Genomic DNA, 15,473 nt, shown 5'->3' with positions numbered 1-15,473 from the left:
AACATGTCAGATGGATAGAGTGATGATCCTGGGTGGCGTAAGCTAGTCGTTATATTGGCCTAAAGGCCTATCGTTCCACGTTTTTTGGCCAAGTGTGGCCCCGGCAGTCGAGGTGATGGATGCAATACGTTGCGAGTGAAGAGAGTCGGCAAGACCTTTTGAAGCAGCTATTTGAGCGCTTGGAAGCGCGGCTGGAACCGGAGCGAGCAACGGCGATAGAGACGTTTGCACGACGTTTTTACGCGAGCGTGCCGTTAGAGGATCTTGTTGATCGCCGTTTGGACGATCTGTACGGCGCCACACTATCCATTTGGCAGTTTCTACAGCACCACGATGCGAAGCGCCCTAAAGTGCGCGTTTTCAACCCTGACTTTGAAGAGCATGGCTGGCAGTCGACGCATACATTTGTGGCGGTACTGCATGAAGACATGCCTTTTTTGGTCGACTCGATACGAATTGAACTGAATCGCCAAGGGCTTACCGTCCATGCGATCCAAAATACCGTGTTTGCTGTGGCCCGCAATGAGCAGAATCAGCTGCAAACGCTGGCCTCACCTCGTGATGCCAACGCCCCTGAGGCGCGTGAGTCGCTCATCGTTATCGAGGTTGATCGTCATACTGATCCTGACGCGCTGTCGAATATCGAGAAAAAGCTCTATCAAGTACTGCGTGATGTACGTACCGCGGTTGATGACTACCATGCGATTACCCGCCAGATCACCGCCGCGATCCAGGAACTTGAAAAGAACTGCCCCCCGCAAATCGACCCGGACGATCATGAAGAGGCCATCGCCTTTTTAGAGTGGCTGGTTAAGGATAATTTCACCTTCCTGGGGTATGACGAATACCTGTTGGAAGGCGATGAGCTGCAGCGCGACCCGAATAGCTTACTTGGGGTCTTCCGCCTGGATGATCCGCGCTACGATGAGCGCATTCGTGCCGAAGAGGGCATTGACGAGCACGGCAATTATGAGCTGGTTCCTCAACTGCTCACGTTTGCCAAAAGCGCTCATCATTCGCGGGTACATCGCCCGACCTACCCGGACTACATTACCGTTGACCGCTATGACGACGACGGTAATGTGATTGGCGAGCGTCGCTTCTTTGGCCTGTTCACCTCGACGGTGTACAACGAGTCGCCGCGCAATATTCCGCTGCTGCGCCGTAAACTAAAAGCTGTCTCGGATGTCGCCGGGTTTAATCCCCAAGGGCATAACGGTAAGCAGCTTCTACAGGTGCTGGAAGTTTATCCTCGCGATGACCTGTTCCAGATCAGTACGGATTCACTAGCGCATACGGCGCTGGGCATTCTTGATATTCGGGAACGCCGCCAGGTACGCCTGTTTATCCGTGCCGATGTTAGCGGCAAGTTCTACTCGTGCCTGGTGTTTGTGCCTCGCGATGTGTTTTCAACCGATCTGCGTCAACGCATTCAAAACCTGCTGTGTGACGAGCTTGACGCGCATTTTGGCGATTTTAATACCTACTTGTCAGAGTCGGTTCTGGCGCGTATTCAATTGATTCTGCGCTTTAACGGCGATGCACCCAGCCAGTACGACCTTAAGCGCCTGGAAAGCAAGGTTGCCCGCTTGGCACGCAGCTGGCGTGATGAGCTGATGGCCGCGATGATTGAGGGTTTTGGAGAAGAGCGCGCCAATCATCAGATGGAGAAGTTCCAAAGTGCCTTCTCGGCAAGCTATCGCGAAGACTTCAATGCGCGCACCGCAGTATTCGATGTACAGCACTTGCTGGCATTGGATAACGGTGAGGCGCTGTCGCTGTCGCTTTATCGGCCGCTGGAAGAGCAGGGCAGTGGCGTAAACCTGAAGCTTTTTCATCGTGGTTCGCCAATCCCGCTATCGGATGTGTTGCCCATGATGGAGAACCTGGGGCTTCGGGTTATTGGTGAGCGCCCCTACGACATTAATGCGCCGCAGCAGCATTACTGGATTCACGACTTTGAGCTTGAGCACAGCAATAAAGATGTCAGCCTGGGTGAAATGCGCGAAACCTTCAGTGACGCGTTTAAACGTATTTGGGCGGGCGAAGCGGATAACGATGCCTTTAACCGGCTGATTATTGCGGCAGGGCTGGATTGGCGCGAAGTTGCCATGCTGCGTGGATACGCACGTTATCTCAAGCAAATCCGCTTTGGCATGTCTCAAAACTACATTGCCGCGACCTTGGCCAACTACCCGGCCATTACTCAGTTACTGGTGGAAATGTTCCGTCTGCGCTTTGATCCTGCGCTGGACACACACGATACCGATGAGTGCATCACGCGGCTTAATGAGCAGTTGGAAGCCGTTGCCAGCCTAAACGATGACCAGCTGTTACGTCGTTTTATGGAGCTTATTCAGGCAACACTGCGCACCAACTACTACCAGCGTGCTGAAGACGGCCGCTTTAAAGACTACATCGCCTTTAAGCTTGAGCCTTCCAAAGTCACCGGAATGCCCAAGCCACGGCCGATGTTCGAGATTTTTGTCTGCTCGCCACGCGTGGAAGGTGTCCACCTGCGCGGTGGCAAAGTAGCCCGCGGTGGTTTGCGCTGGTCTGACCGCCATGAAGATTTCCGTACCGAAGTGTTGGGGCTGGTAAAAGCGCAGCAGGTCAAAAACGCGGTGATCGTGCCGGTGGGCGCCAAGGGTGGTTTTGTATGTAAGCGCATGCCTGAAAATGCTGACCGCGAAACGAAGCAGAACGAAGGCATTGCTTGCTATAAAACCTTTATCCGTGCGCTGTTAGATGTGACCGATAATCTGGATGGCAGCGACGTTGTTCCGCCTAAAAACGTGGTGCGCCACGACGAAGACGATGTCTACATGGTGGTTGCCGCCGATAAAGGAACGGCCACATTCTCGGATATCGCCAACGAAATCTCTATCGAGTATGGCCACTGGCTAGGGGATGCGTTTGCCTCCGGCGGGGCGAACGGATATGACCATAAGAAAATGGGCATTACCGCGCGCGGTGCCTGGCAGTCGGTTAAACGTCACTTTAAAAACCTCGGCGTAGATACCCAGCGGGATCTGTTTAGTGTCGTCGGTATTGGTGATATGGCGGGCGACGTATTTGGTAACGGCATGCTGCTTTCCGACAAGATTCAACTGGTGGGTGCGTTCAACCATCTGCATATCTTCGTCGACCCCAGCCCTGATGCTGAGGCGGCCTTTGCCGAGCGTACAAGGCTGTTTAACCTGCCGCGCTCCAGCTGGGAAGATTACAGTGCCGAGCTGATTTCGCAGGGTGGCGGTATCTTTAACCGCAGTGCCAAGTCCATCGCGATTACTCCTGAAATGCAGCAGGTCTTTGGTATTCAGGAAGAGCGCCTGTCGCCAAATGAATTGATTCGCGCCATGCTCCAGTCAAAGGTCGACCTGGTCTGGAACGGCGGTATCGGCACCTACGTGAAAAGCTCGGATGAAACCGATGCCGATGTCGGCGATAAAGCTAACGATGCGCTGCGCATTAATGGCGAAGACCTTAACTGCCGCGTAGTGGGCGAAGGCGGCAACCTGGGGATGACTCAACGTGGCCGGATGGAAGCTGCCGCCAAAGGTGTGCGCGTTTACACTGACTTTATTGATAACGCAGGTGGCGTTAACTGCTCTGACCACGAGGTCAATATCAAAATATTGATCGATGATGTGGTGAAGCGCGGCGACATGACCGACAAGCAGCGTAACGACCTGCTGGCAGAAATGACCGATGAAGTTGCCGACCTGGTGATTCTTGATAACTACCGTCAGGCCCAAGCGCTGGATCTCTCCGAAATACTGTCTTGCCAAGGCATCGGGCCGTATCGCCGCTTTATCAGCGAGCTGGAGTCTGCCGGGCAGATTGATCGTGAGCTTGAGTTCCTGCCTGCAGATGAGACCTTAAAAGAGCGTGCCGCCAATCAGCAGGGTATGCGCTTGCCGGAGCTTTCGGTACTGATTTCCTACGCCAAGAGCACGCTAAAAGGTGACCTGATCACCTCTGATGTGCCCGATGATACGTATATCCACCGCCATCTTGAGCGCCTGTTCCCGTCTGTGCTGACAGAGCGCTACCAGACCGAGATGTATGAGCACCGCCTGAAGCGTGAAATTGTGGCAACGCAAGTCGCGAATGATCTGGTTGATCACATGGGGGTTGTGTTTGTCCGTCGGTTGCGCGATTCCACTGGCGCCGGACGGGCAGATATTGCGCGTAACTATGTCATTGCGCGGGATAGTTTCAACCTGCTGTCACTTTGGGCACAGATTGAAGACCTGGATAACCAGATCCCCAGCGACGTGCAGCACTCCATGATGCTGGACCTGATGCGCCTGATCCGCCGCTCGACACGCTGGTTCCTGCGCCAGCACATGGGACTTTCGACTCAGGATACCATTGAGTACTTCGCGCCTCGGTTGGCGCAGCTGCAAGAAGAGATGGGCGAACTGTTAAGCGGCGAAGAGCTTGATGCCTGGCGCCAGCGTCGGGATGAGCTGCAGGACGCGGGCGTGCCGGAAGCGCTGGCATCTACCGTTGCCGCCGCGCCTAGCCTCTATGCCGGGTTGGGGATCATTCAGGCTGCACGGGTTACCAATGAGAAGCCCCAGCGAGTCGCCGAAGTGTTTTACGAAATTGGCAGCCGTTTGGAACTTCCCTGGATGAGCCAGCAGGTAACGCAGTTGGGAGTGCGTGACGCATGGCAGGTGCAGGCCCGGGAAACGTTCCGGGATGATATCGACCGGCAGCAGTTGGCCTTAACTACCAGCGTACTGAAGTTGGAAGCCGGTAGCCGCGATACTCAGGAGCGTGTGGACCAGTGGCTTGAGCAGCATGCTGACCTGCACCACCGCTGGTGCCGTTTGATTGATGAGGTGCGTGGCGGTAGTGAGGGTGGATTTGCGCTGTTTGCCGTCGCCGTACGCGAACTGGTAGACCTTGCAGAAAGCGATAGTGAAGTATAAGCGCGTAAGCATTCGCTAACACAACGCATACTTGTTGTAAGAAGTAACCGTGCTTGAGGTAACTCAGGCACGGTTTTTTTGTGCGCGGTTTCTGGTTAAGCTCAAGCGCGGTGCGCTAAAAGGGCAGGATGCGCTATACTCTGCGCCGCCCATTCTCCCAGAGAGACTCTGTCGATGTATTCACTCGCGCGTTCGCTGTTCTTTCGTATTGACCCCGAAACCTCACACGGGCTGGCGCTGGGGGCGTTAGACACATTACAACGCGTGGGCGGTATACGCCCTTGGGTGGGCAAGCCAATAGAGGATCCTGTTGAACTGATGGGGTTGTGCTTTGCCAACCGCGTGGGGCTTGCTGCAGGGCTTGATAAAAATGCTGATCACCTGGATGCGCTTGGCGCGCTGGGCTTTGGTTTTGTCGAAGTGGGCACGGTGACCCCCAAGGCGCAGCCGGGTAACGCCAAGCCGCGCTTGTTCCGTTTGGCGGGCCATGACGCCATCATTAACCGCTTTGGGTTTAATAACAAAGGGGTTGAGCATTTAATTGAACAGGTGAAAAAGCGCCACTATAAAGGCGTGGTGGGCATTAATATTGGCAAAAATCTGACCACCTCGGTTGAAAATGCCCTGGAGGACTATTTAGCCTGCCTGAATGCCGTTCACCCGGTCGCCGATTATATTACCGTGAATATTTCTTCACCCAATACGCCGGGGCTTCGTACGCTGCAGTTTGGCGAGCAGTTGGATGCATTATTAGGCCCAATTCGTGAGCGTAGCCGGGTGCTGGATGCTGAAGCGAACCGCAAGGTGCCGCTACTTATTAAAATCGCCCCGGATATGAGCGAAGAGGAAGTCGCGCTCGTGGCTGGAAGTATTGCTCGCAACGAACTGGACGGCGTCATCGCGACTAACACGACCGTTTCCCGTGAAGCGGTCAAGAGTGACCCTCAGGCGGAAGAAGCGGGAGGGCTATCGGGAAAACCCGTTTTTGAACCCTCTAACGTGATTATTCGTCTGCTGCGACAGCATCTACCAACGCTACCGATTATTGGCGTAGGCGGTATTGATAGTGGTGAAACCGCAAAAGCCAAAATCGCGGCGGGTGCTGATTTGGTTCAGCTCTATTCAGGCCTAATTTACCAAGGCCCTGCGCTTGTGAACGAATGTGCCAGCGCGCTAAAACGCAGTAATTCGCGTGGTTTTGATGCTAAAAAGCCCGCTTAAGAGCGGGCTCCATGTTCCAAAATGTAGATTAAGGAAGTTATAACCGGTTAGGTCATGACCATGGGATTCTTGTGGATACCGGAAACGCCGGTCATACCGTCCCATTGGTCTCCGCGACCTTCACGCCAACCGCTCATCCAGTACTCGCGTAAATTAACATCTTGACTGGGACATTCATCACGGGAGCGGCCGATAACACCTGCTTTGTACCCGTGAACATAAGCCCGCTGGAAGCGGTCACGTTTTTGTCGTTTCATTGGCTAACCTCTTTTCATGAAAGCCTTTAATAAGAAATAGTGCACTATGCCTTAGTGGCGTCAGGCTCCTATTTCGAGAGCTAACCTCAAGAGCAGGCAGCCAGCATGGTACTTTTGTCTAGCACTCACGTGCTGAACCGACCAAGCGGCGCCCCAAACAAGCCATAGGTCATAAATGGCCTAGACAAGCAACGCATGCGTTTTTAGTAGCTACTCTCTTATTCTTAGATCAAGATGGGGGCACTTGTCGACCCCCAAATTGTCATAAGATGTAAATACATTTGCCATATATAGGAATATCGCGCGGTTACGCGCTGCCATGACTATGACCGAAACGAGTCAAAACGCCCCCTTGAACCTGTTGGCGACCTGCCCGAAAGGCATTGAAGGCCTGCTGGCCGATGAGCTGGCAGCGCTAGGCGCGACGCCTGGAAAGACCACGGTGGCAGGCGTGTACTTCACCGCCAGCCAGTCCATCGCCTACCGTGTATGTTTGTGGTCACGGCTTGCCAACCGGATAATCCTGCAGCTCGTTCGCGAGCCGATGATTGAAACGCCCGAGCAGTTACGCGATGTCGTTGCCCGTATTGCCTGGACCCAGCATTTGGCCGTGGGCAAAACCCTTGCCGTAGATTTTCATGGCCGCAGCGACCACATTCGTCATACCCGCTTTGGCGCGCAAACGGTGAAAGACGGCGTGGTAGATTCGTTGCAGCTTGCCGGGCAAGAGCGGCCGTCCATTGATACTAAAACGCCCGATTTGCGCCTGTACGCACATTTGCACCGGGCGAATCTCACGATTGGTATCGACCTCTCGGGCGAGAGTCTTCATCGCCGAGGGTATCGTCGCGACGTAGGCCATGCGCCGCTGAAAGAGAACCTGGCGGCCGCGCTACTCATACGCGCGGGCTGGCCCGAGCGAGCCAAGGCTGGCGAGCCGTTGATCGACCCACTGTGTGGCGCGGGCACGCTGTTGATTGAAGCGGCGCTAATGGCCGCCGACCAGGCACCGAACCTGGACCGCGAACGCTTTGGCTTCAAGGGCTGGGCTGGGCACGATGAAGCGCTCTGGCTTGAGCAAAAGCGCGAGGCCGAAGCGCGTGCTTCTATTGGCCGCAAGCGGTGTAAAACGCAGCTGCTGGGCTTTGACCAAAGCCCTGCGGCGCTTTCTGCGGCGAAAACCAACGCGATGCGTGCAGGTATTCCAGCGCTGATTACCCTGCACGGGCAAAGCCTTGCCCAGCTAACCCGGCCCGAGACCCTCATCGCATCAAGCGGGCTGTTGATCACCAACCCGCCGTATGGTGAGCGGTTGGGCGAGCTTCCCGAACTGGTGCGCCTTTACGCCCAGCTGGGCGAAAAAGCCAAGGCACTGTTTCCAGGTTGGACGCTGGCAATGTTTACCGGTAACCCCGACCTGGGCCACCGTTTGGGGCTGCGGGCACACAAGCAGTATGCGTTAAAAAATGGTGCGCTGGATGCCAAGCTGCTGCTGATGGATATCGGCACGTCAACTGCCAATAATGATGCTCAGGCAGAAGGGCAGCCTACCGATCAAGCGCCTGTTGCTACGCAAGTTACTCCACAGAAAGCGTCGCGTGCGGTGTCCGAAAACGCCCAGATGTTTGCCAATCGTCTGGTTAAAAACCAGAAGCGCCTCAAAAAATGGTTAAAGCAGAGCGGAGAAACCTGCTACCGGCTCTATGATGCCGATATGCCTGAGTTTGCGCTGGCGATTGACCGCTATGGCGACCGTGTACACGTTCAAGAGTACGCCGCGCCGAGCTCTATCAACCCGGCTCAGGCGCAAAAACGCCTGTTTGACGCCTTGGAAGTGTTGCCTGATGCGTTGGGCGTTGACCCCAGCAAGGTATATATCAAGCGTCGTGAGCGGCAAACCGGCACCGCCCAGTACCAAAAGCGTGATGCCAGCGGCGAGCGTTTTGACGTGCGCGAAGGCGATGCGCGGTTGTGGGTTAATCTGCGTGACTACCTGGATACCGGGCTGTTCCTGGACCATAGGCCAGTGCGCCGCATGTTGGGTGAAATGGCCAGCGGCAAGCGCTTCTTAAACCTGTTTTGCTACACCGCCACGGCCACGGTACAAGCCGCGCTGGGCGGCGCCAGCGACAGCGTTAGCGTGGATATGTCTAACACCTACCTTGAGTGGGCAAAAGACAACTTTACGCTGAACGAACTCGACCTGCGCCTGCACCGCGTGGTGCGCGATGATTGTTTCCGCTGGCTGGAAACCGCTAACGCCGAATTTGACCTGATCTTTATGGACCCGCCGACGTTCTCCAACTCGAAAAAAATGCGCGATACACTCGATGTACAGCGCGACCACCCACGGTTGGTAGAGCTGGCTATGGCGCGGCTTGCGCCCGGTGGGACGCTGGTATTCTCGAATAATCAGCGTCGCTTCAAGCTTGATGATGCACTTAGCGAGCGCTATGCGGTGGAGGAGATTACCTCGCGTACCTTCGACCCCGACTTTCAGCGGCGCACCAATATGCATCACGTATTCCTGCTGCGTCACCGCAGCTAGGGCGTAAGGGCTTGCGGCGGTGATCTCGCTTACGCTCTACACCACGCTGGGTTGCCATCTGTGCGCCCAGCTGGAAGGCCTGCTGGCAGCGCTTGCCAATCAACCGGTGGCACTGCAACGCATTGAAATCAGTGATTGTCCGGAGTTGCTAGCGCGCTACGGCGAGCTTATTCCGGTTGTCGCGGATAGCCATGGGCATGAGCTGATACGCGGTTTTGAGATAGAGCGCTTAAGCGGTTGGTTGCGTCAGCGCGGCTGGCTAAGTGAGCACGCGCTAACACGCCTGATGCAACCTGATGAGGCGCCGCCAAAAGGGCGTTATGTTCGCAACGGGCGGCGTTTTCTGGGTGAGTGATGACTTACTGGGGGCACTTAAAGCAGATCAAGCAGCGAAAGCTGGCGCATCGCTTCCTGGCCTTCTGGAGTATGGTCATCAACGTCCAATACTTTATGAAACCCGCGCGACTTTTGAATGGTCGTCTCATCTTCCAGCCACATCTGAGCCTGCTCAAGCGTGTCGGCCAGTTGATGTTTTAAGCCGCCAAACTGCGTGCCGATTTGCCCCCAGGCGCGACTAAAAATCCAGTCGCCAAACATATCCTGGTGAATATGAACCAGCACATAGTCGTGGTCGGTTTCCCACCTTACGATCACAAGCTTACTCCCACGGTTGTTCTTGACACTGGCTTACCCATTAGGCACTCCTTGTCCTGAATACTCTTTTCCAATTTGATGCGGCGGGCGGTATTGTAAAGCGCGTTATCGCAAACGCCTATCTTTGCTTATGAAGCGTTTTTCTGTGAAGAGGCTTGCCTGTCCTGCGGACTAGAAGGATCACGTTGTGAAGCTGACTGTAGATGCCAATATACCCGCCGCCGAACGCTGCTTTGGTGATTTTGGCTCGATTACCCATCTGCCAGGGCGTGAAATAAGCACGGCACACGTCAAAGACGCTGATGCGCTGATTGTGCGCTCCATCACCCAGGTCACTGCCGCGCTATTGGCAGACAGCGCTGTACGCTTTGTCGGTACCTGTACGATTGGCACCGACCATATTGATCACGCCGCCCTGGCCGAGCGCGGTATTACCTTTGCAAGCGCGCCTGGTTGCAACGCTGAAGCGGTGGTGGACTATGTGCTCAGCAGCTTGCTAACGCTTGCTGAGCGCGATGGCTGGTCGCTGCTCTCACGAACGGTGGGCATTGTGGGCGTCGGCAATGTAGGCAGCCGCTTGCTTGCCCGCCTTAATGCGTTGGGCGTCAACACACTTGCCTGTGACCCACCCAGAGCAGAGCAGGAGGGCGAGCAAGGCTTCGAGCCGCTGGATACGCTGATCGATCGTTGCGATATTCTCTGCCTGCACACGCCGTTGGTGTCAGATGGGCCGCACGCCACGTATCAGCTGCTGAATGCTCAACGCATCAATGAATTAGCGCCTGGCACGGTATTGCTAAACGCAGGGCGGGGCGACTGTGTTGATGGGTTAGCGCTGCGTGGTCGGTTAGCGGGTAAAGGGGATATTACCGCCGTGCTGGACGTGTGGGAGAGCGAGCCAGACATTGACGCAGGGCTGCGCGACCTGGTGGCACTTGCCACGCCGCATATTGCCGGGCATAGCCTGGACGGCAAGCTGCGCGGTACCTGGATGATTCAGCAGGCGTTAGCCAGCCATCTTGGTACTCCCAACCATGATGCGTTTGCCGATATCTGCCCGCTGCCAGCGTTGGCGTCATTGCACTTGCAGGACGCACTGCCGGTCGAGGATGCGCTGCGTGTATGCATGCGTGCGGTGTATGATGTGCGCCGAGACCACGACAGCCTGCAGCGCCAGGCGCTTGTGGAGGGTATCAAGCAGGGCTTTGATACTTGCCGAGCCAATTATCCGCTGCGCCGTGAATTTGCCACGCTGAACGTGCAGCTATCGGGCAGTGCGGTTGAGCTTGAAGCGCCTTTGAGTGCCGCGGGCTTTCGCGTCTCGCGGTTATCCTAACGCGCAAAAAGAACAGGCCCACATAAAGCGGGCCTGATACGTCTGATGCGTGCGGATGTTTCTTATTGACGGTAAGCGGCTTCTTTTAGCGCACGAATACGGTCATCCAGCGGCGGGTGGCTGGCAAAAAGCTGCTCTACCAGTGAGCGTGTTTGGCCTTTGGTGATCGCCATGGCGCGTAGAGTGTCGGGCATTTGGTCCGGCATTTCTGTTTCCGCCTTCAAGCGGGCCAGGGCATTCACCATGGAGCCTGTCCCTGCTAACCGTGCACCGGCCTCATCGGCACGGTATTCACGGTAGCGAGAGAACCAGGCAACGATAGCCGACGCCACAACCCCGAACACAATTTCAGCGACAATCACGACCGCGAAGTAACCCATAAAGCCCAGGCCGCCTTCGCCGCCGCTGCGGCTTTTAAGAAAACTATCTACCAATTGCGCCACCACACGGGCAAAGAACATCACAAAGGTGTTCACCACGCCCTGAATCAGCGCCAGCGTTACCATGTCGCCATTGGCAACGTGGCCAATTTCGTGGGCAAGCACTGCGCGCACTTCGTCGGGGCGCATCCGGTTTAACAGCCCGGCAGAAACCGCCACCAAAGCGTCATCTTTATTCCAGCCGGTGGCAAACGCGTTTGACTGCTGGGCGGGGAAAATGCCCACCTCCGGCGTTTTAATACCGGCCTCGCGGGCAAGCTCAGCCACGGTATCGACCAGCCACTGCTCGGTGGCGTTGGAAGGAGACTCAATAATCACCGTGCCGGTACTGCGTTTCGCCATCCACTTGGAAATAAACAGCGAGATCAGCGAGCCGACCATGCCGAAGATAAAGCAGAAAATCAGCAGGCTGGTAAAGTTGATTCCTTGGCTGCGTAAATAACCCTCAACACCAAACAGGCGCAGCGTAATACTAGCGACAAGCAGCACCGCCAGGTTGGTGGCTAAAAACAGCACAATTCGCATCATGGTGCAGGTTCTCCCTAAGAGGACAATAAAGCGTTACTAGAATGCTTGCTTAGATACGTACACTTCATGGCAGTTTCAAGTCACCGCCCGCCTTATTGACGGTAGCGGGACAAGAAATTACCGAACCTGTCCAGAGCGTCGCCCAATTGATCCGCCCAGGGCAGTGTCACGATGCGTACATGATCAGGTTCTGGCCAGTTAAACGCCGTGCCTTGAACCAGCAGAATTTTCTCTTGAAGGAGCAAATCAAGAACCAGCTTCTGGTCATCTTGAATATTGAAGACCTTGGGGTCCAAACGAGGAAACGCATAGAGCGCGCCTTTGGGCGTGACACAAGAAACGCCAGGAATCGCGTTGAGCTTTTCCACCGTGATGTCGCGTTGAGCCAGTAAGCGGCCACCTGGTAGAATCAGGTCATTGATCGACTGATAGCCACCCAGTGCGGTCTGAATGGCGTGCTGGGCAGGCACGTTGGCACACAGACGCATGGAGGCCAGCATGGTCAGCCCCTGGATAAAATCCTTGGCGCGCTGTTTGGCAATCGTGCCAGAAATCGTCATCCAGCCGGAGCGAAAGCCCGCACAGCGGTAGCTTTTCGATAGCCCGTTCATGGTAATCACTAGTTGGTCATCGTCGGCCAGGGCGCCGGTCGCGGTATGTTCTACGCCGTCATAAAGGATCTTGTCGTAGATCTCGTCAGAGAACACCACCAGATTGTGCTCTTTGGCCACGGCCAATACATCGCGCACCACGGCCGGTGGATAAACCGCGCCGGTCGGGTTGTTGGGGTTAATCAGCACAATCGCGCGGGTACGGCTGGTAATCTTGGCGCGGATATCGGCAATGTCCGGCGTCCAGTCGGCCTGCTCATCGCACCTATAGTGCACGCCGTGGCCGCCAGAAAGATTGGCTGCCGCTGTCCACAGCGGGTAGTCCGGCGCGGGAATCAGTACTTCGTCGCCATCGTTTAATAGCGCCTGCATGCACATCACAATCAGTTCGGATACGCCGTTGCCGATGTAAATATCTTCGATGCCAACGCCTGGAATCTCCTTGCGCTGGCACTCCTGCATAATCGCCTTACGCGCCGAGTAGAGGCCTTTGGAATCACAATAGCCTTGTGCCGTGGGCAGGTTGCGCATCACATCCTGCAAAATCTCTTCTGGTGCTTCAAACCCAAAGGGCGCCGGGTTGCCAATATTCAGCTTTAAAATCCGCTGGCCTTCATCCTCAAGCCGCTTGGCATGGTCAAGGACCGGGCCACGGATGTCGTAGCAGACGTTATTGAGCTTGTGAGATTTTTTGAGTTCAGTAGATGGCGGCTCGGCATTTTGTGAGTCCGTATTCTGAAGTTCAGTAGGCGTTTGAAGCTGAGAGGTTTCCATGAGTGATTTATCCAAAAGTGTCCAAAGGCCGTGCGGCGGCGCCGGTCGATTTATCCATTATGCGTCGGAAAGTGGCTGATTGTCTTCGTCGTTTTGCACAATGGGCGGCGGAATATCGTCAGGTGTTTCCAGCGTTAAACGGCCAAGCTTACCGTCACGCAATTCGTGTAGCAGCACTTCGGCGCCACGGTGTAAATCTACCTCGCCACCCGCGCGCAGGCCGCCCCGTTTACCGGCAATTTCTTTCAGGATGGCATGGCCATCAAATCCGGCGATCGCCAGGAAGTCGGGCTTCTTCGGGCCGTCGGCGTCCACGTCATTATCGACCGGCGCTTCATAAGTGGGCAGTGTTTTGAGTTTGTAACGTGCGGACAACTCTTCAGGGTAGCGCTTGGCAAGCTCGGCGCTGGTAACAATACCCACGTCGGTATACTCAATGGCGGTATCGCGAATAGCGCCGCTGGCCGCCAGCCGGTAGGCGCTGGCCTGGTCTTCAATCTTGGGCCACAGCACGCCGGGCGTGTCGATCAGCGCCACGCGGCCATCAATACGCACTTTCTGTTGGCGCTTGGTGACCGCCGGTTCGTTACCGGTTTTGGCAATTTTACGCCCGGCCAAGCCGTTAATCAGGGTGGATTTACCCACGTTGGGAATTCCCATCACCATCACCCGAACGTCGCGGTCAGCACGTACGTCGCCCGCTAACTCGTGACAAAGTTTGGGAATTTTCTTTAACTCACGCGTGTTGGTCGTGGTGATCGCGAGCGCCCGGGTATCGTCCTGGGCATCGAAAAAGGCCACCCATTCCGCGGTACGCTCTGGGTCTGCCAGGTCCGCCCGGGAGAGTATTTTCAATACCGGCTTATGGCGGGTCAGCTCGGCCAGCATCGGGTTGGCGCTGGAGTAGGGCAGACGTGCGTCAAGTACTTCAATGACCACGTCAATCTCCGGCAGCGCATCCTTTATCTGGCGGCGGGCCTTGTTCATATGTCCGGGGAACCAGCCGAGCATGAGTTTCTCCTACAAGCACAAAAAACGGGCATAAAAAAAGCGAGCAACCATTCTACCAGATGGCGCCCGCCTTGCTGCGATTCGTTAAGGGGTTAGAGGTAGCGTTTACTCGTCAGGATGAAACTCTAGCGATACTGAGTTAATGCAGTAACGCAGCCCTGTGGACTCCGGCGGCCCGTCGGGAAACACGTGCCCTAAATGGGCATCGCAGTGGGAACACACAACTTCAGTGCGCACCATGCCGTGCGTGGTATCGCTATGCTCCTCAACGCTGTTTCTGCCAAGCGGCCTGTCGAAGCTAGGCCAACCACAGCCCGCATCAAATTTGTGCTCGTTTTCAAACAGCGGCGCGTGGCAACAAATGCAGTGGTAAATGCCTTGAGCATCGCTTACCTGGTAGTCGCCTGTAAAAGGGCGCTCGGTGCCTTTCTCGCGTGCTACCCGGTACTGTTCAGGCGTCAGCTGTTCACGCCACTGATCGGAGGGTTTTTCAATTTTGGCCATTTAGTGTCTCCTTTCCCTTTATGACTTGCAGGCTAGCGTACTCTTTTCAATTAAGACAGCGTAGTTCGTGCTTGGGTTCAGAAGGCGAACAGGGTGTAACTACCCGCTTGCAAGGGAGTTAAGTAGTAGGAGTAAACGAGATTGGCGTATAGATAGAAAGCAGAGCGATATCATAGGGCTTGACAGAAATGCGTGCTCTGAGTAATATACGCGCCACCTCGACGAGGCAATGAAACGTCCCATTCGTCTAGTGGTCCAGGACACCGCCCTTTCACGGCGGTAACAGGGGTTCGAACCCCCTATGGGACGCCAATTACATCGTTAAGGTATCGGAGTGCGGGAATAGCTCAGTGGTAGAGCATCGCCTTGCCAAGGCGAGGGTCGAGAGTTCGAATCTCTTTTCCCGCTCCAATTTGGTCGTGTGGTTAAGCAAGTGCAGGTCGAGAGCTGGAACGCCAGCCCGGTCGAATCTCTTTTCCCGCTCCAAGTACGTCCCATTCGTCTAGTGGTCCAGGACACCGCCCTTTCACGGCGGTAACAGGGGTTCGAACCCCCTATGGGACGCCAATCCGATGGCGAGAAATTGATTAAGCGGGAATAGCTCAGTGGTAGAGCATCGCCTTGCCAAGGCGAGGGTCGAGAGTTC

General features: G+C 55.5%; 11 protein-coding genes and 3 tRNA genes. 8 read left to right on the top strand and 6 right to left on the bottom strand.

The window, feature by feature from the left end; translation table 11 throughout:
* Nucleotides 1–119: 119 nt before the first annotated feature.
* Nucleotides 120–4,943: an NAD-glutamate dehydrogenase gene (locus tag CZ787_RS03390; RefSeq protein WP_087106183.1), complete on the top strand. Its 4,824-nt coding sequence runs from the start codon at nt 120–122 to the stop codon at nt 4,941–4,943.
* Between the two features lie 174 nt (nt 4,944–5,117).
* Nucleotides 5,118–6,164: a quinone-dependent dihydroorotate dehydrogenase gene (locus CZ787_RS03385; RefSeq protein WP_087106181.1), complete on the top strand. Its 1,047-nt coding sequence runs from the start codon at nt 5,118–5,120 to the stop codon at nt 6,162–6,164.
* Nucleotides 6,165–6,211: 47 nt separating this feature from the next.
* On the opposite strand, the gene rmf is transcribed toward CZ787_RS03385, so the two are convergent.
* Entirely contained in the window at nt 6,212–6,421 is a 210-nt protein-coding gene (gene rmf / locus CZ787_RS03380) for a ribosome modulation factor (protein ID WP_087106179.1), read from the bottom strand.
* A gap of 325 nt (nt 6,422–6,746) precedes the next feature.
* Between rmf and rlmKL the strand changes: the two genes are divergently transcribed.
* Both rlmKL and CZ787_RS03370 read left to right on the top strand, forming a co-directional pair.
* Complete coding sequence (rlmKL, locus tag CZ787_RS03375; protein ID WP_087106177.1) at nt 6,747–8,969, top strand: bifunctional 23S rRNA (guanine(2069)-N(7))-methyltransferase RlmK/23S rRNA (guanine(2445)-N(2))-methyltransferase RlmL; 2,223 nt, start codon at nt 6,747–6,749, stop codon at nt 8,967–8,969.
* 19 nt (nt 8,970–8,988) lie between these two features.
* Nucleotides 8,989–9,324 (top strand): glutaredoxin family protein, encoded by a 336-nt coding sequence (locus CZ787_RS03370; protein WP_087106175.1) that lies wholly within the window; start codon nt 8,989–8,991, stop codon nt 9,322–9,324.
* Between the two features lie 17 nt (nt 9,325–9,341).
* Here CZ787_RS03370 and CZ787_RS03365 read toward each other — a convergent pair whose 3' ends face one another.
* Nucleotides 9,342–9,623, bottom strand: a complete 282-nt coding sequence (locus tag CZ787_RS03365; protein WP_018916661.1) for a hypothetical protein — start codon at nt 9,621–9,623, stop codon at nt 9,342–9,344.
* 187 nt (nt 9,624–9,810) lie between these two features.
* On the opposite strand from CZ787_RS03365, the gene pdxB reads away from it, so the two are divergent.
* Nucleotides 9,811–10,959, top strand: coding sequence for a 4-phosphoerythronate dehydrogenase PdxB (pdxB, locus tag CZ787_RS03360; RefSeq protein ID WP_087106173.1), 1,149 nt, complete (start codon nt 9,811–9,813; stop codon nt 10,957–10,959).
* Nucleotides 10,960–11,021: 62 nt separating this feature from the next.
* Here the strand turns inward: pdxB and htpX are convergent, their stop codons facing one another.
* The 4 genes from htpX to msrB form a co-directional block, all read right to left on the bottom strand.
* Nucleotides 11,022–11,927, bottom strand: coding sequence for a protease HtpX (gene htpX, locus CZ787_RS03355; RefSeq protein WP_087106171.1), 906 nt, complete (start codon nt 11,925–11,927; stop codon nt 11,022–11,024).
* Nucleotides 11,928–12,019: 92 nt separating this feature from the next.
* Nucleotides 12,020–13,312, bottom strand: a complete 1,293-nt coding sequence (locus tag CZ787_RS03350) for a pyridoxal phosphate-dependent aminotransferase (protein ID WP_254908550.1) — start codon at nt 13,310–13,312, stop codon at nt 12,020–12,022.
* A 57-nt stretch (nt 13,313–13,369) separates the two neighbouring features.
* The gene (gene ylqF, locus CZ787_RS03345; RefSeq protein ID WP_087106169.1) at nt 13,370–14,323 is read right to left on the bottom strand and encodes a ribosome biogenesis GTPase YlqF; all 954 of its coding nucleotides are present in this window, start codon (nt 14,321–14,323) and stop codon (nt 13,370–13,372) included.
* Between the two features lie 105 nt (nt 14,324–14,428).
* Nucleotides 14,429–14,827 carry a peptide-methionine (R)-S-oxide reductase MsrB gene (msrB, locus tag CZ787_RS03340; protein ID WP_087106167.1) on the bottom strand — a complete coding sequence of 133 codons (399 nt, stop codon included), beginning with the start codon at nt 14,825–14,827 and terminating at the stop codon, nt 14,429–14,431.
* Between the two features lie 236 nt (nt 14,828–15,063).
* Between msrB and CZ787_RS03335 the strand changes: the two genes are divergently transcribed.
* From CZ787_RS03335 to CZ787_RS03325, 3 genes are all read left to right on the top strand, one after another.
* Nucleotides 15,064–15,139, top strand: a tRNA-Glu gene (locus CZ787_RS03335).
* A gap of 24 nt (nt 15,140–15,163) precedes the next feature.
* Nucleotides 15,164–15,238 (top strand) — tRNA-Gly (locus tag CZ787_RS03330).
* A gap of 80 nt (nt 15,239–15,318) precedes the next feature.
* A tRNA-Glu gene (locus CZ787_RS03325) sits at nt 15,319–15,394 on the top strand.
* Nucleotides 15,395–15,473 lie beyond the last annotated feature (79 nt).

Origin of the sequence: Halomonas citrativorans, assembly GCF_900163645.1 — a bacterium.
Classification (GTDB): domain Bacteria; phylum Pseudomonadota; class Gammaproteobacteria; order Pseudomonadales; family Halomonadaceae; genus Vreelandella; species Vreelandella citrativorans.
This window is presented reverse-complemented; position numbering and strand designations above follow the sequence as displayed.

Excerpts from the sequence above, each read along its gene's own strand:
- CZ787_RS03390 (WP_087106183.1), top strand. The coding sequence starts at position 120 with ATGCAATACGTTGCGAGTGAAGAGAGTCGGCAAGACCTTTTGAAGCAG.
- CZ787_RS03385 (WP_087106181.1), top strand. The coding sequence starts at position 5,118 with ATGTATTCACTCGCGCGTTCGCTGTTCTTTCGTATTGACCCCGAAACC.
- rmf (WP_087106179.1), bottom strand. The coding sequence starts at position 6,421 with ATGAAACGACAAAAACGTGACCGCTTCCAGCGGGCTTATGTTCACGGG.
- rlmKL (WP_087106177.1), top strand. The coding sequence starts at position 6,747 with ATGACCGAAACGAGTCAAAACGCCCCCTTGAACCTGTTGGCGACCTGC.
- htpX (WP_087106171.1), bottom strand. The coding sequence starts at position 11,927 with ATGATGCGAATTGTGCTGTTTTTAGCCACCAACCTGGCGGTGCTGCTT.
- CZ787_RS03350 (WP_254908550.1), bottom strand. The coding sequence starts at position 13,312 with ATGGAAACCTCTCAGCTTCAAACGCCTACTGAACTTCAGAATACGGAC.
- ylqF (WP_087106169.1), bottom strand. The coding sequence starts at position 14,323 with ATGCTCGGCTGGTTCCCCGGACATATGAACAAGGCCCGCCGCCAGATA.
- msrB (WP_087106167.1), bottom strand. The coding sequence starts at position 14,827 with ATGGCCAAAATTGAAAAACCCTCCGATCAGTGGCGTGAACAGCTGACG.